Source organism: Agrobacterium burrii (assembly GCF_017313405.1).
Taxonomy (GTDB): Bacteria; Pseudomonadota; Alphaproteobacteria; order Rhizobiales; family Rhizobiaceae; genus Agrobacterium; species Agrobacterium burrii.
Window position 1 is genome coordinate 197,806 of the sequence record NZ_JAFLNA010000007.1, and the last position, 23,300, is coordinate 221,105.

Below are 23,300 nucleotides of genomic sequence, written 5' to 3' on the forward strand. Positions count from 1 at the left end.
ATGAATTCGAGAATTGAACTGTTGCGGCGACGGCTTGATCAGACTGGTGTGGCGCGGGCAGGTGTTCAAAGTCGCCCGAATAAAGATTTCGCGCCTCTGTCGGATGCTCAGCACCGCATGTGGCTGCACCAGAAGCTGCATCCTGCGAGCGCGGCCTATAACGTCTGTATACGCGTTAACCTCGCCGGATATCTCGACGAACGACGGTTGCTTGATGCGCTTGAGGCCGTTGTTGATCGCCATGAAGTTTTGCGCACGACCTATCCGACTGGAAAAGACGGCGAGCCCTATCAGCATATCCATGCGCAACTACCGCCCACCGTGCAGGTCGTTGAACACGTTGATCCTGTGGAGGTTGCCCGACAGGCAGCGAGTGAGCCGTTCGACATAGCCTCTTCCGGTCCGCTGCGCGCGCACCTGGTCAAGGTCAGCGCTAACCAATGGGCCCTGATAATCACCGTTCATCACATTGTTTGGGATGGGGGCTGCTTTGGCGTCTTCAGTCACGACCTCAGCCTCGCCTATCGCGGCTCGACGATCGAGCCGTTATCGGTCCAGTATGCGGATATAGCAGCGCATCAGAGATCCCCCGACAGGACGTCCACTAAAAATCTCGAGGCGCAGATGGGCCACTGGCGCGAGGTTTTGACACCGCTGCCGCCCGCCCTGCCATTGCCCACTGTGCATGCACGAGGCCCACGCGTCTGCGAAAAGGCGACGCGAATGGATCGGATCATGCCGCCGGGCTGCGCCACAGGCCTGCGCACCGCAGCCACCACTTTGCGGACAACGCCATTTGCAGTGTTCATCGCCGCCTATGCTCTTCTTCTGCACCGCTGGGCCGGCGCATCCGATATCACTATCGGCACAATGGTTGCCAACAGACACCAGCCGGGAAGTAGAGAGCTTATCGGCAATTTCGGAAACACGGTCCTGTTGCGTATAGATGTCTCGGCGGAATCAAGCTTCCGTCAGCTCGTGGCCCAGACGGCCCAGGTCGTTGCCGACGCAGTCAGCAATGCGGATGTTCCATTCGAGCGGATCGTCGCTGAGCTTTCCCCTCCACGCGAGGCGGGTCACGGCTTTTTCACCGATACGCTCGGGCTGTTTCTTGATCGGGATATCGGCGGCCCTGACCTGCCCGATATCGGCGTCGAATGGACCAATATTTTCAATGGCTCTTCACCATTCGCATTGACGTTCCAAGGGTTTCTCACCGGTGATGTTTTGCAAGTGGAAGCAACATTCCGCACCGAGCTTTTCGCTACCACAACGGTGCACGACATGCTGGATCAGCTGGAATCGATCCTGCTTCAGGCAACGACCAGCCCCGACTTGCCATGTGCGGTTGTCAGCGAATTGCCGGCGCGCCAGCGCGACCACCTCATCCAATTTTCCCAAGGTCCCGAGACGAAACAGGGCACGGACTCCGTTCTCGACCATTGGCAGAATCAGGTGAAAAACAAACCTTCAGCCATCGCGCTTGTGCATGGCGCTGACAGCTATCGCTTCGTTGAAATCGATCAGCATGCCAATCGGTTGGCTGCCCATCTTATGAGGCGAGGCATTCGACCGCAAGATGTCGTTGCGGTGGCATCCGGCCGCGGATTGATCACCATTGTTGCTCCACTGGCGATCTGGAAATGCGGCGCGACCTATCTTCCACTTGATCCTCGCAATCCACAAGCTCGCTTGCAGAAGCTGGTTCATGCCGCCAGCGCAAAGCTTGTTATTTGTGATTTCGAACTGGCGATCGGCGACCTGCCTGTCGTCTCCGTTGAAGCACTCCTACAGGTGCCAGACGATCAGGCAATAGATCCCGGCTATAGCCCACATCTGTTGGAAGCAGCGCATATCGGTTTCACATCTGGATCGACGGGTCAGCCGAAGGGAGTCGTCACCACCCACGGCTCTCTCGCAGCCCGCACGACCTGGGTTGCCGATCATTGGCCGGGTGGTTCGGGCGGAGCGCGGCTCGCCAAAAGCGCGCCAACGGCGATCGACGCGACTGCTGAGCTATGCGAAGCTTTCGTCACCGGTGAGTACATCGTGCTTGCGACGGATGACGAGGCGCGGGACGCAGTAGCGTTAGGCCGCCTTTTGAAAACGCACGGCATTGGTCATCTCATGGCAGTGCCGGGATTGATCGAGGCAGTCACGATTGCAGCGCCCGGCATCGTCGCGAGCAGAGATCGCGTGCTGTCGACCGGCGAGCCACTGCTTTCCGGTGTCGCCGCCTCGATCTATAGCGCCTCGCAAGATGTCCCATTGCACAACTCCTATGGATGCACCGAGACAACGGGCGACGTAACGGCCGGGAAGGTGAGCCGCAAAGATGCCGAAACCGGGATAATATCGATAGGTCATCCGCTACCGGGATCACACTGCTACGTGCTATCCGCAGATTTGACATTAACGCCGCCCGGCGCACTCGGCGAACTCTACGTCGAGGGGCCGCAACTCGCCCGTGGCTATCTTCAACAACCGGCACTGACGAGCACCCGTTTCGTCGCCAATCCCTTTAGCCGCAATAGCCGATTGTATCGCACGGGCGACCTCGTTCGCTGGCTTGAAGATGGACGGCTTGAACTTGCTGGCCGCGTTGATGATCAGGTGAATATTCGCGGCCACAGGGTCGAGCCGAACGAGACCATCGCGGAACTCTATGCATCACCGGATGTGACGGAGGCAATCGTGCTTCCACGCTTGGCGGGCTCGACGACGGAACTTGTTGCCTATGTCTCCGGGAACGGCCTGCAATCGAAAGACGGTGCACGGCTTCGGGCACGATTGGCGGAGCGCTTGCCGGGGCCGCTCGTCCCATCAGACGTAATTGTGCTTTCGTCATTACCAAGGCTCGCCGGCGGCAAGATCGATCGCCAGTCATTGCCGAAGAGCGTCACCGTCTTACCGGAAATGCCATCGCGCTCGCCACGCAACGAGCGCGAGGAGCGTCTTGCGGCACTGCTAGGAGATCTTCTCGGCGGCAAATCCATTGGTATCGACGACAACTTCTTTGCTCTGGGTGGAGATTCACTGACAGCGGTCTCGTTCGCGGCTCGCGCCAACGCGGCTGGGTTCAGTTTTCCGGCAGCTACGGTCTTCCAATATCCAACGGTCGCACAACTGATGGAACAGCTTTCGCCACCCGTCGAAGAACAACCCAAGTCCGTTTCGCTTCTGCCCCAACTGCATCGGTTCCGGCTTTCCGGTGCGCCTGTGCCAGAGTTCCTGACATGGGAGCCGCTCTACGTGCGTGCGAAGTCAGACCAATTGAGGAGCGCCCTTGTCGACACAATTTCAAGCCATCAGTCGCTACGACAGACGATCACTTCCCGAGGACGTCTATGGCGCGTCACGCATTTGCCTGAATCTGCCCGCCCCGTCGAAATCATTGAGTTGGAGCATTCCGACGTAGCCAAAATCCTGGAGGCAGCGCAATCCGCAATCGATATCACCGCAGGTAAGGTCATCGCCGCCATCGTGACGCCGGACGGCGCTCTGCTGATCGCGCATGCGGCGATAGTCGATGGATTGTCTCTGGCGCGCATCGCCGAGGAGATCAACGATCGTCTCCAGGCGGACGATTCCGTATCGCCGATCTCAGACGTTGCACGAAGCCATCGCCAAGGCGCACTCCATCCGCTCAAGGATGCGGCAACGGCGAAAGCACAGGATTGGCAAAGGATTTTCGATTCAGGCCCGAAAAGCCCATGGTGGATCGGGCCGGATGCCACCGTGGATAAGGGACCTGAAAGCAGGGCCGGAGCGAACATCGCGGCCGCCTCGGAAACTCTTCTCACGCATGCGCTATTGAGGGCAGCCCGTGATGTATCGAGGTGTGATTTTGTCGTTGCCGATGTCGAGGTCGAACCCCTTGAGATCGGTCCGCTTATCGCGGTGCCGGTTTTTGCTCAGGCAGGCAGCAAAAATGCCATCGGTGATATCACCTCCTATATCGATTATCTCAATCATCGTCGCCCCATAGCCGGTGGTCCGGGTCTGCTCATTCGACGAACTGTGACGCCGCAGATATTGCAGGGCGTGGGCGCTGTTCGCGGTACTGATCGGCTCTACCGCATTGTCGCGTCCTGGCAGACATTCGCGGATCGAACTGAACTGGAGGTCGTGGCAAGCGAAGCCGGCGCGGCGCGCGGACTGCTGGACGCCTGGATGGCTGCCATTTCGCATCAGGATCCAGCCCATGCATAGCCGGAGTGTCGATGCACCGCTTGCAACGCATCTTGCCCAATTCACCCGCCACGGGCGGTGCCACAATTTCCATGCCGTGCCATGGCCCGCTGTACTTGATGCCACATCTCCGGAGTTTGCGGCGTACTACAGGACGCTTCTTGGAAGTGATCTCTCGCGGATCGACGCGAGCTGGTCGGGCAATGCGGTGGACTCGTTTTTTACGCCGCACGGCCCTCTTGCCGACGCGCAGCAAAAAACCGCCAGTGCATTCGGTGCCGATGCCACATTCTTCGGGACCAGTGGAACAACAACGAGCAACCAAATCGCTCTGGAATCGCTGCGCTTTCCCGGTGCTGAGGTGTTGATGGACTGCACGGCTCATCAGTCACTGCTGTTTGCCGCCGAGGCGATGACAGTTGTGCCAACGCCGCGGGCCGGCTCGGTCGCAAATCCTCGCGTTGACATCGAAGAAACCGCAGAATTGCTTGCTCGGCGCGCAGCCGAAGGCCGTCCCTTCGACATACTGGTCCTTGCGGCGACAGGCTATGACGGACACAAACTGCGCCTTGATCGTGCTTTGCCACTTCTGGTCGCGTCGTCCCCCACAACCGCGCTTGTCATCGATGAAGCGTGGTCGGCATTACATGCTTTCATACCAATGCTCACAGGTTCCACAGCGCTTGCCGTTGCCTCCCGCCTGCCGGTGCGCGCGCCCGTTTTGGTGACGCACTCGGCGCACAAGACGATGGCGGCGCTACGACAAGGGGCCTATCTTCATGTTCTCGGCTCCGCCTCGGATATCGAGCGGGTGCGTCTGGCGCGCTACCGTATTCATACCACATCACCATCATGGCCTATTCTGACGTCGCTTGATCTCGCACGTGCCCACGCAGAGCAGTTTGGGGCTGCGGAATATTCACGTGCCATTGGCCTCAAGGCAAAACTCGAATCAATGCTTCATAGCGATCCGATAACGGCAGCCATGCTCGTCTCCACGACGCCCGACGCTTACTATGATCTTGATCCTCTGGTTTTGCGTCTGCATGTCGGCGCGCGCTCGCGTGCCATCAGGGACTGGCTTCTTGGCGAACACCACGTGCTCGTCACCATCGCTGGCGACGATCTTGTCGTGCGCCTGCATTTCGGTGTGAGCGATCATGATCTTCAAGCCTTGGTGAACGGCCTCTCTTTGCTCGGATACGGTTTCGGTCCAAAGGACTATGTCTCGCGACAAAGCGGCCCTCAAGATTTTGAGCCTACCATCGGCTCGCTTAGCCGCGAATATATCATCCCCTATCCTCCAGGCGTGCCGTTGGCACAGCCGGGAGAGATCTGGACGGAGCGTCATGCAAAGGCGCTTGCACATGAAAGAAATAGGGGGGCCGAAATCTATCGCCTCACGGCGGGCGGCGGCACACGACGCGCGATAGCCTCGGACGTCGCCACGGCCAGCCCCATTGTCAGTCCCGCCGCCGAGGATAGACCCCACTATGCTCAGCCGCAAAAGCAGCAAGATAGCCCGCGTTTAGAGCGCCCTTCGACGGTGCTTACCGCCATCAAATAGGAGAAGATAGATGACGTTTTCGGATCGTAAGCAACAGCTCCTGCTAAAGCGGCTCGCGGGTGCAGGCCTCCTTCAATCAGAGCAATCCGTTGCGACCGACCGCCCCCGGCGTGAAGAACGCGAGGGGCCTTCCGTCCTTTCTTCGGCACAGCGCCGTATGTGGTATCATTCGCAACTTGCGGAGGGGTCTGCGGCATACAATTTCTGCATTATCCTTCGGCCCGATAATGCCTCTTCGTTTTCAGTCCCGGCCCTGAGCGATGCGCTTGAGCAGGTCGTACGCAGACACGAAATATTGCGGACGCGATACAGGGCCGGACCAGCCGGAGTTCCCGAGCAGATCATCGAACCATATCTTGCTCCACACGTGACCGAAATCGATTTGACGCTGGCTTTGAACGATCGTTCAAAGCCGGTGGATGAGAAAGTCGATGAGCTTGCGCTTCAGGCCCGCGATGAGCCTTTCGATTTGGAAACCGATACCCCCCTGCGCGCTTTGGTCATTCAAAATGGTGCAACTGTCGTCGCCGTCGTCATCGTTGTGCCGCATATCGCTGGAGATGGCGGGTCTTTCGGCATTGTTCTTGCCGACTTGGAACGAGCCTATGGGCATGGAACAAAGTCAGATGCACTGCCGCCAGCATCCAGTATCCGCTACTCCGACTACGCCCTGTGGGAACAGCGACATCTTGGAGATCACAAAACTCCAGAGAGCCTGCATGCCAAGCAACTCGCCTTCTGGGAAAGCCAGCTGACCGATCTTCCGGTGGAAATTTCTCTTCCTTTCGACCGACCACGCCCCGAGGCCCCGACCTTTTCGGGCAGTCAGATCAGACATTGGCTAGGAGGAGGATTGTCTGAATCCTTGCGGCGAACGGCTAAGACATATGGCGGCACACCACTTGTGGCACTACAATCTGCTGTTGCCGTGGCACTCGGGCGCGTTGGTGCCGGTCAGGACATACCGCTGGGCACGGCCGTCGATCTGCGCCAAGATTCCACGCTCGATCAACTCGTCGGCTTTTTCAGCAACACCGTTGTCGTTCGTGTCGACACGACGAAAGATTTAGAGTTCTCCGAGCTGTTTCGGAGCGTCCATGACACTGGGCTCAAGGCTCTCGACAATCGCGATGTACCGTTTGAGAGCGTCGTCGAACATATCAATCCCCCACGCGTAGCAGCGCGAAACCCGCTTTTCGGCGTCATGGTCACAGCGACGCGGCCTTGGCCAGAACTACGGTTCGGTAATACGACCATGCAGCTGGAAGAGCCTCGACAGACACAAGCGAAATTCGATCTGACCTTTGTCATTCATGATGAAGGTACGGGCGGGCGGATCGGCGTTTCACTGCTCTATGCCTGCGATCTTTTCGAAGAGTCTACGGCACGACATCTTCTGGAACTGGTCATCGGCATTCTTGGGCAGGCTGCGCATCATCCGGAATTGCGATTGTCGCAGCTGGCGGAGTTCGGGCATAAGCACCTCGGCTCCGACGCTGCGTCCCTGGCAACGATATTGGCAGAGCGCCAGGGTGCTACGATCCCGACACGTCGCGCCATCCGTCTTGCTGACGGTGCAGAGGAAACCGATATCGTCGCCGCGCTGGTGCGAATGCTGGAGCGACATGACGCTCTGCGTCTGGGACGAGACCGCGACAGTGGGCACTGGAATCTTGCGGGGTCAGCCGAACTTTGGGATACTCCCGTTTTTCGGAAGAAGCCGGCAGAAGCTGCCGATTCAGAGCGATTTGCCGCCTGGCTGAGGGAACCGTCCAACGACGAAGCCCCTACGCCTTCGCGTATTTTGGAACTGCAGGCATCCGGACGCTGGATCGACGATGAATCCTGGAGCGTCCTACTCGCAGATCTCTCGCATCTTCGCTCAGAAGGTGGTCCGCGCCCGCAGGCGACCGGATCCTACGCAGATTGGCTGACGCGCACCGCTCGATTCGCAGCGCAGACGGACATGGTTGCCCATACGGAATCTTGGCTGGATATGCTTGAGCAAGCGGAAAGCCGCGAACCAACCGATGATCCGTCAGGAGACGCGCTCGTGGCTGCCAAGCGGAGCGTGGCGCTTCCTACCCCCGCTGGCCACCTTGATCAAGCCGCACTGCGGACTGCGGCCGTGGCAGCGATACTTTGGGTGAAACGCCGTTCGGGCGCCCCGCTATTGCTTGAGGTCAACGAAGCGGACCGTGATCGTTACGCGCATAGCGCGCTGGGAACGACCGTTGGCTGGTGCAGGCGCAGCTTCCCCTTTCTGGTTGCTCCACCCCAGCAAGCTGCCCGCGAAACACTATTTGCGCCGCAGTTGACCAACATGTTTCTTCAAGCGGCGCGCCAGATTCTTGGCCTTGATCGCGATCAAGGGATCAGCGGCGATTTCGCCGTCACCTACCTGCTGGCGCGCGACCTCAGTCCAGATGTCGCCGGTGCGCTTGACGATACGCCTCGCCCCGACCTGACACTGTCCATCGTCACCACCGATGATGGAGATGGTCCGATTCCGCCAGAACAGGCGAGCTATGAGGCGAAAGAACACTGGGCTCTGCGAATTGATCTTCGGCACAATCAGGCTCTGCTTGGCATTGATGCTCATGGCAACGCATCCGAAATCGAGGCTTCCATTGGGGCCTGGCATGACATCTTCGCACAATTCCTCACCGCCGTCGCGCCCGCCCATACCAGTAATCCAACGACAGACGACGAGCTTGTCGAACTCTCGCGGTGGGATCGGCGGCGTCTTGAAGAATCCTTCGGTACGATCCGTGACATACTACCGCTTTCTCCCCTTCAGGAAGGTCTGCGCTTTCATACCGTCGGTGCCTCGGAAGGGGCGAACGAAGTCTACATATCTCAGACGTCACTCGATCTCTTTGGTGAGCTTGATGCCGATCGTCTCCATCGTGCAGTCAAACGAGCCATCGAGCTCACGCCGACCGTGACGGCCGGCTTTGCTGAGATCGGAGGGCGGATGGTGCAGGTCGTGCCTGCCAATGTCGAGGTTCCCTGGCGCGCAGTACAGGTATCTCACGAGAGCCACGCCGGACTGATTGCGGATGAAGAATATGCGGCGCGCTTTGACGCGGCCCGCCCGCCATTGATCCGGTTTGCCCTCATTCGGCTTCCCGAAAATGCGGACGACACGCGCTATCGGCTTTTATTGACTGCTCACCATATCCTGCTGGATGGCTGGTCGATCCGCCTACTCTATCGCCTCATCATTCAGTTATATCGCGACCCTGTAGGCACAGCCCCTCCGCCGCCGTTTAGTCGCTATCTGCGATGGTTCACGCAGCAAAACATCGCAGATGCTGAAGCGGTGTGGCGCGACGTGCTGGTCGGGAGCGAAGCGACGATACTCTACCCAACCGCCCGTGGCCTTGAAGCGAGTGCAGAGCACAGCGGCGAACACATACTTTCCATTGGGACTGAAACCACCCTGGCGCTCTCCCGGCTCGCACGCTCGGGTTCAACGACCTTGAGCACGGTTCTTGAGCTTGCATGGGGAACGCTGCTGATGCGGCTGAGCGGAAATTCCAACGTGGTCTTCGGAAATGTCGTCTCTGGCCGACCGGCGGAAATAGATGATGTGAACGAGATCATCGGTCTCATGTTCAATACAGTTCCTGTCCGGGTAGAGGTCCAAGGTCGCCAGTCGGTCAAAACAGCGCTTAGCGCTCTTCACGCGCAAAAAGCCGTCTCTCTGCGGCACTCGCATGTTAATCTGACGCGACTGCAGCAGATCGCGGGCCATAGCCCGCTGTTCGATACTCTGTTTTCCGTACAGAACCTGCCAATAGTCGACTTGGCGGAGCAGGGCGACATCTGCATAGGCAATGCCGGCGTCCGCGACGCTACCCACTATCCCCTCAGTATGTCCGTCACGCCGAAGGGAGAGGTCATCGACCTGCGCCTGATGTTCCGCAGCGACGTGATCGAACCAGATCAGGCGCAAGCCCTCATCCGGGCCTATGCGCATATACTGAATCGCTTCGCAAACGATTCGGATCAGCCGTTGCTAACCGTCAATGCGCTGCCAGACGATAGCGCCTTGCTGCCCCGCTCTATTGCGGGCGAAGAGATGGAGATCGGCTCACTTTCCGTGGCGGATCTCCTCGTCAAGCAGGCATTGGCCACTCCGGATGATAATGCCGTCACAGCGGGCGATACGAGGCTCACGTTCGAGGAACTGGCGACAGCCGCACACCAACTGGCCCACCTGCTTCATAAACGAGGAGCCCTGCCGGAACATCGGGTCGCGTTGCTCCTGCCCCGTTCAGAATTAATGATCATCGCGCTGTTTGGGGTCTTTGCCGCCCATGCGGCTTATGTTCCGATCGATCTGGAGACGCCCGTCAATCGAATTCGTTCCATGCTCGATCAATCGCAGCCGACAGTTATCCTGAGCGTCAACAACCTGACCGGGCTTCTGCCACCGGAATACCAGTCAGATCCCCGCGTCGTCCTTCTCGATAAGTTCGAAACCCAAGCAGAGCTCAAGCGCCTCCCGAAGACCATGCCGCAGACTGAACGGCCAGCCGGACTGAGGCATCTGGCCTATATAATCTTCACTTCGGGATCGACAGGCGAACCGAAGGGGGTTGCCGTGCCGTATCTCGGTCTCACCAATATGTTCATCAACCACAGGAAAGCGATCTTTGCTCCGGTCCTCGCATCACAGGGAGGACGTCGCCTGAAAATTGCCCACACGACCTCCTTTGCCTTCGATGCCTCCTGGGAGCAGCTATTATGGCTCCTGGCCGGACATGAGGTTTATGTGATCGATGATGAGCTCCGACGAGACCCGGATCGACTGCTGCCGCTGTTCGACCGAGAAGAAATCGACGCCTTTGACGTTACCCCAACTTATGGCAGCTATCTGGTCGAACATGGACTTCTTGAACGGGATCGACCACGAGGAAAGACCGGAACCGGCGTGGTCTTCGTCTCACTTGGCGGTGAGGCGGTCGGCCAGGACCTGTGGACACGCCTGCGCGAGGCACCGGGCGTCGGCGGGTACAATCTCTACGGACCGACCGAATACACCATCAATGCCTTGGGTGCGGACCTGGCCGATAACGCCGAACCGACCGTCGGCCGGCCTATCGCCAACACGGATGCGCATATTCTCGGCCCTGGCCTGCATCCGTCGCCGGTGGGTGTCACGGGCGAACTTTATCTCGGAGGAGTCGGCTTGGCGCGCGGCTATGTCGGGCGTGCCGCGACGACCGCGGAACGCTTCGTTGCAAATCCGTTCGGCAAGCCGGGAGAGCGAATCTATCGTACAGGAGACCTTGCTCGTTGGCGGTCCGATGGCACTATCGACTATCTCGGTCGCTCTGATAGCCAGTTGAAAATTCGCGGCTATCGCATCGAACCGGCTGAAGTTGAAAACGCCCTGGTCGCGCAAACAGGAGTGAAGCGCGCGGCGGTCGTTGGGAGGAAGACCCAGGACGGGTCCATCCGTCTCGTCGCCTATGTTGTCAGCGACGGGCAATCGACGCATGCAGATGGGCTGCGTGAGCTCTTGCGCCTGCAGTTGCCGTCCTACATGGTGCCTGCCGTTATCGTATTCGTTGAAGACCTCCCAAGGACAATCAACGGCAAGCTCGACATCGCCTCCTTGCCCGACCCGGCGAACACAGACGTCAAAACCGAACAGCCAATCAACGAAACGGAGCGGGTCATCTGCGACGCTTTTGCCTCGGTGCTGGATCGCCAGTCGATCGGCCGGTTTGACGACTTCTTCGAATCCGGTGGTCACTCCCTTCTCACCGTCCGTCTCGTCGGCCTGCTGCGCGAAGCCTTGAGCCCGGCAATCAATGTCCGGCAGATCTACGATCATCCAACTCCGGCAGCCCTTGCCTTGTGCCTCGGATCGAGCAAGGACGACGTGCTGTCTGCAAGGGCGCAAAGCACCGACGTCGGTTCCGAGACGAACCTCATGCTCGCGGATCTTGTTTTGCCTCAGGACATCATGGCTTCGGACAACACCGCCGCTCCTTCGCGACCGACGCTCGCAACCGTCGAAACTATCCTGTTGACCGGTGCCGCCGGTTTCATCGGCTCCTTTGCGCTCGCCGAGATGCTTCGGAAGACCAAGGCCAGGATCTACTGCCTGGTGCGCGCAAGGGATGATGAGGCGGCCGCCGAGCGTGTCCGCGCCTCGCTCACCCTGTACGGCCTGTGGGACGATGTTTTCCGCGCACGGATCGTTGGACTTGCAGGCGAGCTGTCACAGTCCCGGCTAGGCCTGACGGCAGAAAAATTTGTCGCACTCGCCGACCAACTTGACGTCATCGTCCACAATGGGGGTGCGACGAACGAGTTCGATTCCTATTCTCGTCTTGCCCCAATCAATGTCGGTGGCGCGAAAGAGATCCTGCGGCTCTCCGCTGGTGGCGTTCGAGTCACGCCCGTGCATTTTGTCTCAACGGCATCGGTGGTGGCACGTCGCGGTCAAAATCCCCCAGTCATAATGGAGGAAACCCGTCTGACGATTGATGAGGTTGAGGAGACAGGTTACGTCCAGAGCAAATGGGTCGCCGAGGAGCTTATGCACGCAGCGGCGGCGAGCGGCCTACCCGTGACGATCCATCGTCCCGGACGCGTCAGCGGAGATAGCGAGACGGGGATCGGCAGCAACAGCATGGGCTTTTGGCATTTTATTCGATCAATACTCCTGCTTCAGACGGCCCCGGACCTGAGATCGGACAAGTTGACACTCGCGCCTGTCGACTATGTGGCGCAAGCACTGGTCGCACTCATAGAACGCGGGGTGCCCAGCGAGACCTACCATCTCTCCAATCGAACGCAGACGAGCATTAGAGCCATTCTGGAGGCAGCTAAAAGAGCAGGCCATCGCCTAGAGGTTATCCCATTCGACGCTTGGCGAGAGCGCCTCACTAAGGAAGCGGAGAAAAGAGCCCGGCAGGGAGATGACTCCTTGTCTTCCATTCTCCTCCTCGCGGATCACCTGAACAAGTATAATGGCCTCGAGGTGGAATCCGCACTTGGTCAAGAGCGGGTCGAGGCTGCTCTGGCAGGCTCGGGCATTTCACCGCCACCCGTAACCGATGCTATACTCGATCGTTATGTCGAGTACTTTACGAAAATCGGTTTCTTTCCGGGGCGGAGGTCGATGTTAAGCGTCTAAAGACACTTCGTTGATAATAAGATCACCCCGCACTATCAGCGATAGCACACGGTGCGGGGTGCCTCCGGGCAACGGTATAATGATCCAGATTGACTTTGCAAACTCTCCGCGCCGGTCAATTGAAATGAGCATCATGACTTCAACCCGGGGCTGACCGAAGGCGTCCCGTCACGCCCAAGGCGCGAGCGTGTGACGATCGAGCATCATCCACGTCTTGACAAACTCTCCATCGATATCGAAATCGATCAATATCTCTTTGTTGCTCGGAACGCTCGGATGAAGCGAGTGCACAATGGACAAGGACAGAGCGTGATCGCCATACACACCGTTGAAAATCGCTGCATCGAAGCCAAAGAAACTCTTAACGATTGGATGCAGCGCTTTGAATAGGGTTTCCTTAGCGGAAAATATCAGCGTCGCAAGAACGGCAGGATCGATTGTCTTTTGCTGACAAACCCGATCCCGCTCCTCAGCGTTCAAAGCTTCTTGCAAGACTGCCTTTAAGGAGGCACCAGTCAGCATCTTTTCAATGTCGATACCAACCAGCCTTGTTTCTTCAGAAGCGACAAGGCAAACACATTTTCCATTCGAGTGACTAATAGACCCCGATATTCCTTTGGGCCATACAGGAGACCCCGCATCCCCGATGGCTATCGTGGCCCTCGGACGATTCAATTTTTCCAGTGCGGCGCAAGCAAGAATACGCCCGGCGAGAAATTCACTTTGACGTTTGGGAACCGCCTTGGTCAACTTTTGAGGGAAGTCGATATCATAGGTCTCGAAGTGAACCGGCGTGTAGGCATGGATGTCATAATGTGCTGCCAAGGCGATAAACTCGCCCGGCGCTTCGCACAATATCTCCATGTCGTGCAGGAAACCCGGTTGCATTGACTGATAAGAAAAGTCCCTATGCATGTCGGATCCGGGTCCCAGGATGATGGCGGTCAGTCGACAAGACCTGATGACACGCTAGGCCGTCGCTCCCTTCAATCCATTGATCAGCCAATGCCACGTTTTCCAAAAGTGCTCCTCGACCTCTCGGCGCGAACTAAACTTGCTACTCCCTGTCATTGCCGCGGCCGTCGGCAACGCGACCAGACAGTGGATAAGATGAATCGCGATCGCGTTGGCGTCTCCGTGGACAATTACGTCAGCCTCTTGTGCCGTGCTGACCGCCTCTACCAACCTTTCCATGATTGGATCGGGTTGGGGCGGGATAGGCCCATGCTTCTCAAAAACCACAGCTTCGCTGAATGTGATGCGCTTCAACGCGATCAGGTCCGGCTCCATATTCACATGCAAAAGTTCAAGCATGAGCGACCGCAGACGTTCAAGCGCGTCGCCGTTTGCAGCGGGCATTTTCTCCAGTTTGTTGATGGCGCGCTTGTGGGCATCTTCGACGACCGCTTCAAACAAGGCGACCTTCGAGGGATATCGGCGATACACCGTATCCTTACCGGCTCCGCATTGCGAAGCGACTTGCTCCATCGACGTCCCTGCAAACCCTCTGCTGGCAAAAAGTTCTGTTGCCGCCTTGATTATTCTCTCGGCCGCAGCGTCGAGGTCAGCCTTACGGGGCCGACCGACGCGGGCGGTCGCGTGCACGTTCTGATATCCCATTTTTTCTCCTTTTTATCTCATCCCGATACAGCCTGAGGGCCTATACAGCCTTGCCAACATAAAAGTTGACAAAATGCTTCATGATACTGGACAGGACGCTCCCGTTTGATTTACTAGTCTAACAAATATGTCAGGCTTGGACCATGGGGGCATTTCGTGAAGCAAGGCTTTTTTATAAAACAAATTCTTATGGCATCTAGCGTTTTGCTAGCTCATACTCACAGTTGGGCCCAGGAAGGCCCAACGCAACTTGCACCTATCGTCGTGCAAGGGAGCGGTACACTCGATGATACGTCCACGACAGTGCAAGCTAAGTCTGCCCGTTCAGCCACCAAGACTGTGACGCCGATCATTGAGACACCGCAATCCATTACAACAGTGACGCGCAAGCAGATCGACGACCAGAACCCCCAGACAGTGAGCGAAGCACTCCGTTACTCGGCTGGTGTTCTCTCGGATCGAGATTCAAACTCTCGCTACGATTCTGTGTTTCTTCGCGGCTTCGGTGCCTTTGGCTTGTCGACAAACTACGTCAACTATCTGGATGGCCTCAAGCTTCAACGCGGGCAGGCCTTCGCGACACCCTCCATTGATCCTTTTTTCCTTGACCATGTGGATGTGCTCAAGGGGCCTGCAGCGCTCCTGTACGGTCAGGTCAGCCCCGGAGGTCTCGTCAATCAGGTGAGCAGAGAACCTTCCGATGTCCAGTCAAACGAGGTCAGACTTGAAGCTGGAACGGATGGACGGGTTCAGGGCGGGGTTTACTCCACAGGGCCGGTCACAGCCGATGGAACGTGGCAATATGGTATTGCAGCAGTCGGCCGTTCTTCCGGCACACGTTACGACGATGTCGACGAAAAGCGTATTGGTGTCGCGCCATCTTTGAAGTGGGAGCCGGATGCGGATACCTCGCTGGTGTTTTCAGGCTATTATCAGCGCGACCCTGAAGGCGGCTACTTCAACTCGCTTTATCCGAAATCTCTGGCACCAAACGGTTATGCCAGTTTCCTGAGCCGTGATCTCAATGTTGGCGACCCAAATTACGACTCATTCGAGCGCACGCAATATGGCGTCGGCTACAGGTTTGAACACAGGTTCGATGAGCAGATAAAAATTCGGTCAAACTTCCGCTATTCGGGAGTGGATATCGACATGCAGTCACTGCAGATGAACGGGCAGATGTCGAGTGCGGGCGTTATTCCCAGGTGGGCAGTGCATTCCATCGAAGACGCTAGCGGCTTCTCGTTTGATAACCAGGCCGAGTTCAACTTCGACACAGGGGCAGTCCAGCATACTCTTCTTACTGGTATTGACCTCCAGCATTCCGACAGCAGTTGGCAATATTTTCTGGGGTTCGGGGCTAGTCCCCTGAACGTATCGAATCCGATCTATGGCCAGCCAGTAGGTCCTCTTACACAATTCACCAACACCGACCAGTCCCTACGCCAGACAGGCATCTATGTGCAGGACCAGATCGAACTGGGCGGCCTGCGCGGCGTCTTCGGAGTGCGACACGATTGGGCCAAGCAAGACACCGATAATCTCATTAACGGGGCATCCGCCGAACGATCGGACAGCGCCACAACCTATCGCGCCGGCCTGCTTTATCTGTTCGACAATGGCATAGCACCATACGCCAGCTACTCCACATCTTTCGAACCCTCGACCAGCACAGGTCCGGGTGGAACGCCATTCAAGCCAACAGAGGCACAGCAATATGAGGTGGGCGTCAAGTATCAGCCAACAGGAATAGATGCCCTGTTCACGGTTTCGGCCTTCGATATTCGCCAACAAAACGTCGTTTACTACAATGCTCAAACAGCTGTGAACGAACAACAGGGAGAGATTCACTCTCGCGGGCTGGAGTTCGAAGCGAGAGGTAACGTTGGCAGCAATCTCGAACTGATTGCAGCGCTCTCCCTGCTCGACACTGAAATTTCGGAGTCTGGCATTGCATCGAAAATAGGCAATCGCCCGGAAGCCGTACCACGTTATTACGGTTCGCTCTGGGCAAACTACACCGTAGACACAGGCGTGCTGGAAGGTTTGAGTGTTGGCGGCGGCGTCCGCTTCGTCGGCTCCAGCTACAGCAGTGATGAAAATACCTTCAAGGCCGAGGGATATACCTTGCTGGACGCAGCCCTGCGCTATGATTTCGGCGCAAGAAATGCGAACCTGAAAGGGCTTCAGGCAACATTGAATCTCACCAACCTGCTCGACAAGGAATATTATTCGTCCTGCAGCTCTGGATTTTATTGCCAATACGGTAACGGTCGCACTGTCCTTGCTGGCCTTAAATACAAGTGGTGAGGCAGCGTTGACGATTACACGCAGAACATTTAGCGCATCCCTCGCCGCCGCGGCGCTTTTTTCGATCAACACGTTCGCGAGAGCTGAACAAGCGATCACGGTCTTGGATATGGCAGGGCGCAAAGTGCAACTGCCGACTGTGCCAAAAAGGATCATCCTTCTGGAGGCGCATGATCTCCTGACCATGTCGCTCCTGCATCCAGACCCAGCCAACCTCGTTGTTGGCTGGGCTGCGGTTGATCGTGTAGACAGCGACGTACTGGCAAAACGCCTCGTTAATGGCCACACAATCCAGATCGTGGGTAAACAATCCCCCGATACTATCTCGCTGGAGCAACTGGTCAGCCTCGAGCCCGATCTCATCGTGACAACTTCGTTCATGACGCCGCCGGGGAATGGGGATTCGCTGGTCGAGCGGCTTGGTCGACTCGGCATTCCCATCGTCTTTAGCGATGCTTCCAGCAATACGCTCGCCGGTGAGCACATCGCGGACCCGGTTGCCGATCTTAAAACATCGATGAAAATGTGGGGGGCACTTCTCGGTGCCTCTGCCAAGGCAGACGCGTTCATCGCGTTTTACGAGAAGGAACTGGCAGAAATCCAGTCGAAAATCTCCGGTGCCAAACCGGTCACGACCTATCTCGAAGTCCAATCCACGCTTGACGACTGCTGCTGGGCGGCGGGTCGTAAGGTTTGGGGGAATCTGCTGGCACTCGCTGGTGGCCAGCCGTTGCCAGGTGTAACCGCCCCATGGTTTGAGAAGCTTTCGCTCGAATATCTCCTGTCCACCCCGCATGACGTCTATATTGCCTCGGGTGGCGGATGGGCCTCGGGCAGCCGGCCAGCAATCGGCCCCGGACTCGATCCGAAGCTGGGTGAGGGCGGATTAAAGCGCCTTATCAACGAACGTGGAGCTTTTCGTGAGTTGGCAAGCGTTCGTAACAAGCGCGTTTACGGGATATGGACTGGGTTGATCACCAATCCACCCCTCAACATTCTCTTTGTGGCACAAGTCGCCAAATGGCTGCACCCCGAGGAATGTGCCGGCATCGACACTAAGAATATTCTCAACACTATCAATCGCGATTTCGCGGCGTTTCCAATCGAGGGACCGTTGTGGACCTCGATCTAGGTACCTGGAGCAAGGCGACAATGTCTTCAAAGATCAGCAAGTCATTCCGTTCACAGGCGATTGTAGAGTTTCCCCGGATCAACCAATATGTTGACCCGATCGTTGAGGCGATCGCCACGCATGACATGACCATGGAAGAAGTCGCCGGTGTTCACCATATCCGGTCTCCATTTGGCAACGCCACATTCGAACCGACCGGAAGCGGCTTCCGGCTGACGGCGGAAGCTGTGGATGCTGGCGGTCTTAATCGACTGAAGCACGCTCTCGTTGGACCGATCGGCTTTATCGCCGCACGCGAGACGCTGGAAATCCAGTGGGTAGGCGATCATACAGACCCTGCATTGCCGGACGATCTCCGCATCCTGCACGTAAAATCGGTCAAAGACATTGCGCCGCGCTTTCGCAGTATAACGTTTCGGGGAGAGAACTTGGAACGGTACGATCGCGACGACCAGCTTCACTGTCGGCTCATCTTCCAGCCACGCGGCATCGCGGTGCCGCGATGGCCCATGCTCGATCATCGCGGCCATGTCATCTGGCCAGATGATGAAGCTATCCCCACACGCGTCTATACGATCCGGCATATCAACGCTGCAGACCAGGAAATTACGATCCACTTCGCGCTTCACGTCAACCCGGGACCTGCAACCCGGTGGGCGCTTGATGCACGACCCGGCGACCTTGTTGGGATTCTCGGTCCTGCCGCGAATGGTCCTAAGGAGGCAGATTTCTATGTCTTTGCTGGAGATGAAACAGCGTTGCCCGGAATTGCCCGGATCCTCGAAAACCTCCCCGCAACAGCGACCGGTCATGCCTTCATCGAGGTCGGCTCCAAACAGGACGAACTGGTTTTGAAGAGCCCCGAAGGCGTTTCCATCCTCTGGCTCCATCGCAACGGCTCGGAAGCGGGTACCACGACCTTACTCCAAGAGGCTCTGGGTAGAGTGCAATGGCCAGACAATTCGGGCAAAGTCTTTGTATGGGGCGGCTGCGAGCATAAGGCGTTCAGTGTCATTTACCGGCATCTGAGGAAAAGCGTTGCGATACCAAAAGATCGCTTTCTCCTTTACTCGCACTGGCACCGATCTTTGAGTGAAGAAGAGATCATTGCCAGAGGAGCCGAAGCGTATCTGCCATCGTGAAGACGTTAATTTCCGTCCATATTGATGTTGGAGTGGACGGCCCTGAACGGCATCGAAATGTGCCAGAATGAGCTGTTTAGATCTCAATCGAAGGGGCCGCGGATCGATAGCGTCCTGTCGTCTCGCCTGGAGACGCGAGGGCCGCACGCGATCCGTTATCCCACCTATCGGCACATGAAGTTTGGCACCGTCATCGAAGGAAGCCGGTGGGTCTGGGTCGATGAAGGAAAGCCCATTCGGCTGGAGGCTGGGGACTTTTACCTTTTGACCAATGGTAAGTCTTACTGCGTTGCGTCCGATCCCAGCCTTCAGCCTATGGATGGAGCTTCAATTTTTAATGAACACATCGGTTCAGACGGTATCGTTCGATATGGGAATGCTGGAGAGCTCACAATAGCAGCGGCGGGAAGGTTCTCTTTTTCAGATGATCGAGTAGCAGGTCTGTTGAGCTTTCTGCCGCCGATTGTTCACATCGAGAGAGGAAGTCTTGGGAGTGAACAGCTTGAAGCATTGCTGCCATTGTTAAGTTTCGAAAGCAACGGACACGGTGCTCCTGGGACTTTCATCGCGGCGTCCAGCCTTGCCAATCTCGTTCTGGTCCACATCATCCGTGCTTACATATCCAAGGGAGACTTTGTTCAAGGATGGCTCGCGGCCATGACAGATCCCAAGATCGCAGCGTCTCTATCGTTGATGCATGGCGATGTAAGCCGACGCTGGACTGTCGATCTTCTTGCGCAGGCGGTGGGAATGTCGCGGACGGCCTTTTCGCTGAAGTTCAAGGAACGTGTCGGGAGAGCGCCGCTCGACTATCTGACGCATTGGCGCATGATGGTGGCTGCCGCATCTTTGAAACGGGAACGTCATTCTATCGTGGATGTCGCATATTCCGTTGGCTACAGCTCTGACACAGCTTTCAGTATCGCGTTCAAAAGAACGTTCGGCATCAACCCTTCCAGTTTCCGTTTGCAACACCTTGACCTTTAAAGAATACGTTTTGCAGCATTGGGGCCGCTTCCGACCTACAGGACCGAATACGGAACTCTCTCGCCAGGGTGTGACTGGCACATCGGTTACGAAGAAGCCTCATGACCGAGCAACTGGTCTTTCCAGCTATACAATGTCGGCCTTGAGACGCCCAGCCGGTCAGCCACCTGTTGAGCGCTTTCATCTCCACGACAGAGACCTATGACCCCCGCTTGCCGGATCTCATCGGAATAGCCACGGCGCCAAGATCGACCAACCATGGATGAGCGCGCCTCCGGAAAGGCCTCTCGGACCCATCCGGTTAGAGTTCCGCGGCCAGGGTAGCCAAGCGCCCTCATCGTCGAAGAGATGCAACGATCGTGAGTGCGGTAATGCTCAAGGGCAGCCTGCTTTTGGACCTCGGAAAATTTCGGTGCTCGAGCTACCGCCTGAACACGCAAGTCGCGATTCTCGACGTACTCGCGGTACCAACCCCTCAGGGCATTCTTTGTGGGATAACCCAACTGCCGAATGGTTGCCTTGAGCCGCTTGCCAAGCCGGATATAGAGCTCAACGGCTCGAAGTCTGTCTGCGTAGGAATACATGAACTACCTCCTGCTGGTGGTCCAAGTTTTCGTCCGCACCCCCACCGGCTCAGTTCCGCATGGAAACCAACATCAATACGACTTCTTGCGACCGATAACTTCCAGTCCAGCAGATTACATTGCGGCTTCTGCAACGGGTGCCGCACCGTGGCGGCCTTTGGCGAGACGGTCAAAGACCCTGATGAGGCACTTTAACCCCACCCAACGACCCTAAAGTTCTACGTTTCCGTGCCTCTCTTGCGAATTGGCTCAACTATAGGCGCGCTTCATGTGAAATCTGAAGATCGCGCCAGAGCCAGGCGCCTCCTTGATCGCCGTCTCAACGAACGCCGACAGACCATCAATGTTACGCCGGATGCCGGCCACTTCTCAGGACAGATAGACCCTTACATTTCCCTTTAGGACCGATGATGCTGCCTCCACGCAAAGCAACCAGCGACGATGCACCTCGGCATTCATGTCCCCTGCGACTTAGCAAGCGGTAGAAGAGTCGGTCCTGCTTGGTGGTAAGGCAGACATCTGCAGAAGCACCGTAACGTCCGCACGCGCCATTGGGCGCGACATCAGAAACCCTTGGATGTTATCGCAGCCCAACGATTTCAGCGCATCTCTCTGCTGGTTGGTTTCGACCCCTTCGGCGGTTGTTTGTAGCCCGTTGGCACGCGCCATCTTGATGATCGCTTCGACAATCGCGCTGTTCCTGCCCTCGCCCATACCAGTGATAAACGACTTGTCGATCTTGAGCCTGTCGACAGTCACGTTTTGAACCCTTGAGAACGAAGAGTACCCGGTGCCAAAATCGTCGATTGCAAATCTTACCCCTGCCGCTCTCAGCATCGCGATGTTTCGCTCGGTCTCTTCCTCACTATTAATGGCCAAGCTTTCTGTTATCTCGATTTCCAATCGAGCCGGCTCGATCCCCCATTTGGCCAGGGTAGAAAGAACCCGCAGTGGGTAGCCAGCAGAAGCGAGTTCGGAGGCGGATGCATTCACGGCGACACTGATGGGAGGCAACCCGGCGATCAGGCTGCACGCGTCCTCCAAGACATGAGCGCCAATCTTGTTGATCACGCCAATCTCCTCTGCAAGCGGGATAAACATATCCGGAGCGATAGAGCCTAGCTCTGGATGTTTCCACCGCGCCAGCGCCTCGACCGAGCAAGGTTGCGAGCTGTCAGCACAGTAGACCGGCTGGTAAACAACCTCAATCTGCGTCCCCGTTGACAATGCCTCGCGAAGATCATGCTCCAGTTTTCGGCGGGTGCGGAGAAGTTCGTCCATATGATCGCCAAATAATGCATATGTATTCCGTCCCGCAGCTTTTGCGTGATAGAGCGCGATATCCGCCTTCCTCGTCAGCTCGACAGGATCCACGTTTACACCTGTTGCGATCGCCGCACCGACGCTCGCACCAATGGAGCCATATACTCCGTCGATCTCAAAAGGCTCGCGCAGGCACGCGACGATTTTGTCTGCGACGGCGACGACCTCGTCGGCGTTCGTCCTCTCGAGCAAGACGGTGAATTCGTCGCCTCCGATCCGTCCGATCAGAGCGTCCGGGAGAATTTCCCTCATTCGCGCAGCAACGAGAGAAATCAGCCTGTCACCGGTTGGATGTCCGTATGTGTCGTTGACCGCTTTGAACCGGTCGAGGTCAATGAAGAGCACGCTGAATACGTCCTCAGGCAATGCTTTCCTCAGGCGCCCCGCGAGCTCATTATTAAAATAACCCCTGTTCGCGAGGCCCGTCAAAGTGTCGCGAAGCGCCAAATGTTGAAGTTCCCGGCGATTGGAATTGAGTTTAACCGAGCGTCGCCAGATTCCATGCCCGGCCAGGCTGGCGGCGACGAATATGCCAATGACGGAAAGTCCGATAACCGGGAGGGTTGCCTGCAAAACGCTCCTGCCCGGTTCAAATGGATGCCAGTTAAAGTACCCTATCACCTTTCCAGACTTCGAGGTGAGGGCGATATGGGAGTGGCGCTTGTCGCGTGGCATCTCCGTTGTGAACTGCATCTCGGCGAACTGGTATTCGCTACCTATTTCAGACGGGAAGTCTCGATCCAAAAACCGTACCGCGACATGCTGGTTCTCTTCGCCCGCCTGCTGCTCGATCTCGCCTGTGTCAGACAGAATAGGTTTGACACTGACCACAGCAGGTCGTTCCCCTACATAGGTCAGATCACTCTCGCCGATTGACAGTACCGTGTCCGAAACACCCTCATGGTCTCCTGCAGCCATCCTTTCACGCAGCCGTTTCGCCATCGGACTGTAAGCCAAGCGAAGGTCTTGCTGTGACACCTCGCTGGCTGATTTTGAAATATATTGGTAGATGGGCAGCCCATTGGCAGAAAGCACGACGGCGGCATCATGGCTGAAGTAGGTGTCCATCCACTGCCCAAGGTTCACGTTAAGCCAATCCTGATCACGGTCCTTAGTTCTGATGACGGCGTCGTCCCACACGGTGGCACTCTCTTGATCGTGAGCGACCGAAGATCGGATTTTTGAAACGATGAGGGTGGCCAAACCCTTCTGCCGTTCCACGGCGACCTCGTCAATTTCGGCGGCAGACCAGTAAAGGGTGCCGAGTAACATCGCTCCAACC

Annotated in this window: 10 protein-coding genes and 1 pseudogene; 7 read left to right on the top strand and 4 right to left on the bottom strand. The window is 57.0% G+C overall.

Annotation, left to right across the window (positions count from 1 at the left end):
- Genes JZX89_RS14925 through JZX89_RS14935 form a run of 3 tightly spaced genes read left to right on the top strand, consistent with a single transcriptional unit; the run spans window position 1 to window position 12,920 of the window.
- Complete coding sequence (locus tag JZX89_RS14925) at window positions 1-4,212, top strand: non-ribosomal peptide synthetase (protein WP_207134518.1); 4,212 nt, start codon at window positions 1-3, stop codon at window positions 4,210-4,212.
- A complete protein-coding gene (locus JZX89_RS14930; RefSeq protein ID WP_207134519.1) occupies window positions 4,205-5,758 on the top strand; it encodes an aminotransferase class I/II-fold pyridoxal phosphate-dependent enzyme in 1,554 nt (517 codons plus the stop codon). Before JZX89_RS14925 ends, JZX89_RS14930 begins: the two co-directional genes overlap by 8 nt.
- Window positions 5,759-5,768: 10 nt before the next feature.
- Complete coding sequence (locus JZX89_RS14935) at window positions 5,769-12,920, top strand: non-ribosomal peptide synthetase (RefSeq protein ID WP_207134520.1); 7,152 nt, start codon at window positions 5,769-5,771, stop codon at window positions 12,918-12,920.
- A 168-nt stretch (window positions 12,921-13,088) separates the two neighbouring features.
- On the opposite strand, the gene JZX89_RS14940 is transcribed toward JZX89_RS14935, so the two are convergent.
- Together JZX89_RS14940 and JZX89_RS14945 are read right to left on the bottom strand one after the other, a co-directional pair.
- On the bottom strand, window positions 13,089-13,835 hold the full coding sequence (locus JZX89_RS14940) for a 4'-phosphopantetheinyl transferase family protein (protein ID WP_207134521.1): 747 nt from the start codon (window positions 13,833-13,835) through the stop codon (window positions 13,089-13,091).
- 54 nt (window positions 13,836-13,889) lie between these two features.
- A complete protein-coding gene (locus JZX89_RS14945) occupies window positions 13,890-14,540 on the bottom strand; it encodes a TetR/AcrR family transcriptional regulator (RefSeq protein WP_207134522.1) in 651 nt (216 codons plus the stop codon).
- A 156-nt stretch (window positions 14,541-14,696) separates the two neighbouring features.
- Here JZX89_RS14945 and JZX89_RS14950 point away from each other — a divergent pair, with 156 nt between their 5' ends.
- Genes JZX89_RS14950 through JZX89_RS14965 form a run of 4 tightly spaced genes read left to right on the top strand, consistent with a single transcriptional unit; the run spans window position 14,697 to window position 20,111 of the window.
- A complete protein-coding gene (locus tag JZX89_RS14950; RefSeq protein WP_369809556.1) occupies window positions 14,697-16,850 on the top strand; it encodes a TonB-dependent siderophore receptor in 2,154 nt (717 codons plus the stop codon).
- A 7-nt stretch (window positions 16,851-16,857) separates the two neighbouring features.
- Window positions 16,858-17,982, top strand: coding sequence for an ABC transporter substrate-binding protein (locus JZX89_RS14955; protein ID WP_246746721.1), 1,125 nt, complete (start codon window positions 16,858-16,860; stop codon window positions 17,980-17,982).
- A 20-nt stretch (window positions 17,983-18,002) separates the two neighbouring features.
- Window positions 18,003-19,124, top strand: a complete 1,122-nt coding sequence (locus JZX89_RS14960; protein WP_207134523.1) for a siderophore-interacting protein — start codon at window positions 18,003-18,005, stop codon at window positions 19,122-19,124.
- A 57-nt stretch (window positions 19,125-19,181) separates the two neighbouring features.
- Window positions 19,182-20,111 carry an AraC family transcriptional regulator gene (locus JZX89_RS14965; protein WP_246746739.1) on the top strand — a complete coding sequence of 310 codons (930 nt, stop codon included), beginning with the start codon at window positions 19,182-19,184 and terminating at the stop codon, window positions 20,109-20,111.
- 89 nt (window positions 20,112-20,200) lie between these two features.
- On the opposite strand, the pseudogene JZX89_RS14970 reads toward JZX89_RS14965, so the two are convergent.
- Together JZX89_RS14970 and JZX89_RS14975 are read right to left on the bottom strand one after the other, a co-directional pair.
- A pseudogene (locus tag JZX89_RS14970) lies at window positions 20,201-20,695 on the bottom strand (helix-turn-helix domain-containing protein); the annotation flags it as partial.
- A gap of 471 nt (window positions 20,696-21,166) precedes the next feature.
- The gene (locus tag JZX89_RS14975; RefSeq protein ID WP_246746722.1) at window positions 21,167-23,290 is read right to left on the bottom strand and encodes a putative bifunctional diguanylate cyclase/phosphodiesterase; all 2,124 of its coding nucleotides are present in this window, start codon (window positions 23,288-23,290) and stop codon (window positions 21,167-21,169) included.
- Between the last annotated feature and the right edge of the window lie 10 nt (window positions 23,291-23,300).

What these genes read in the sequence shown, in the direction of transcription:
- JZX89_RS14925 (WP_207134518.1), top strand. Translation starts at nt 1, where the DNA reads ATGAATTCGAGAATTGAACTGTTGCGGCGACGGCTTGATCAGACTGGT.
- JZX89_RS14930 (WP_207134519.1), top strand. Translation starts at nt 4,205, where the DNA reads ATGCATAGCCGGAGTGTCGATGCACCGCTTGCAACGCATCTTGCCCAA.
- JZX89_RS14935 (WP_207134520.1), top strand. Translation starts at nt 5,769, where the DNA reads ATGACGTTTTCGGATCGTAAGCAACAGCTCCTGCTAAAGCGGCTCGCG.
- JZX89_RS14940 (WP_207134521.1), bottom strand. Translation starts at nt 13,835, where the DNA reads ATGCATAGGGACTTTTCTTATCAGTCAATGCAACCGGGTTTCCTGCAC.
- JZX89_RS14945 (WP_207134522.1), bottom strand. Translation starts at nt 14,540, where the DNA reads ATGGGATATCAGAACGTGCACGCGACCGCCCGCGTCGGTCGGCCCCGT.
- JZX89_RS14960 (WP_207134523.1), top strand. Translation starts at nt 18,003, where the DNA reads ATGTCTTCAAAGATCAGCAAGTCATTCCGTTCACAGGCGATTGTAGAG.
- JZX89_RS14965 (WP_246746739.1), top strand. Translation starts at nt 19,182, where the DNA reads ATGTGCCAGAATGAGCTGTTTAGATCTCAATCGAAGGGGCCGCGGATC.
- JZX89_RS14975 (WP_246746722.1), bottom strand. Translation starts at nt 23,290, where the DNA reads ATGTTACTCGGCACCCTTTACTGGTCTGCCGCCGAAATTGACGAGGTC.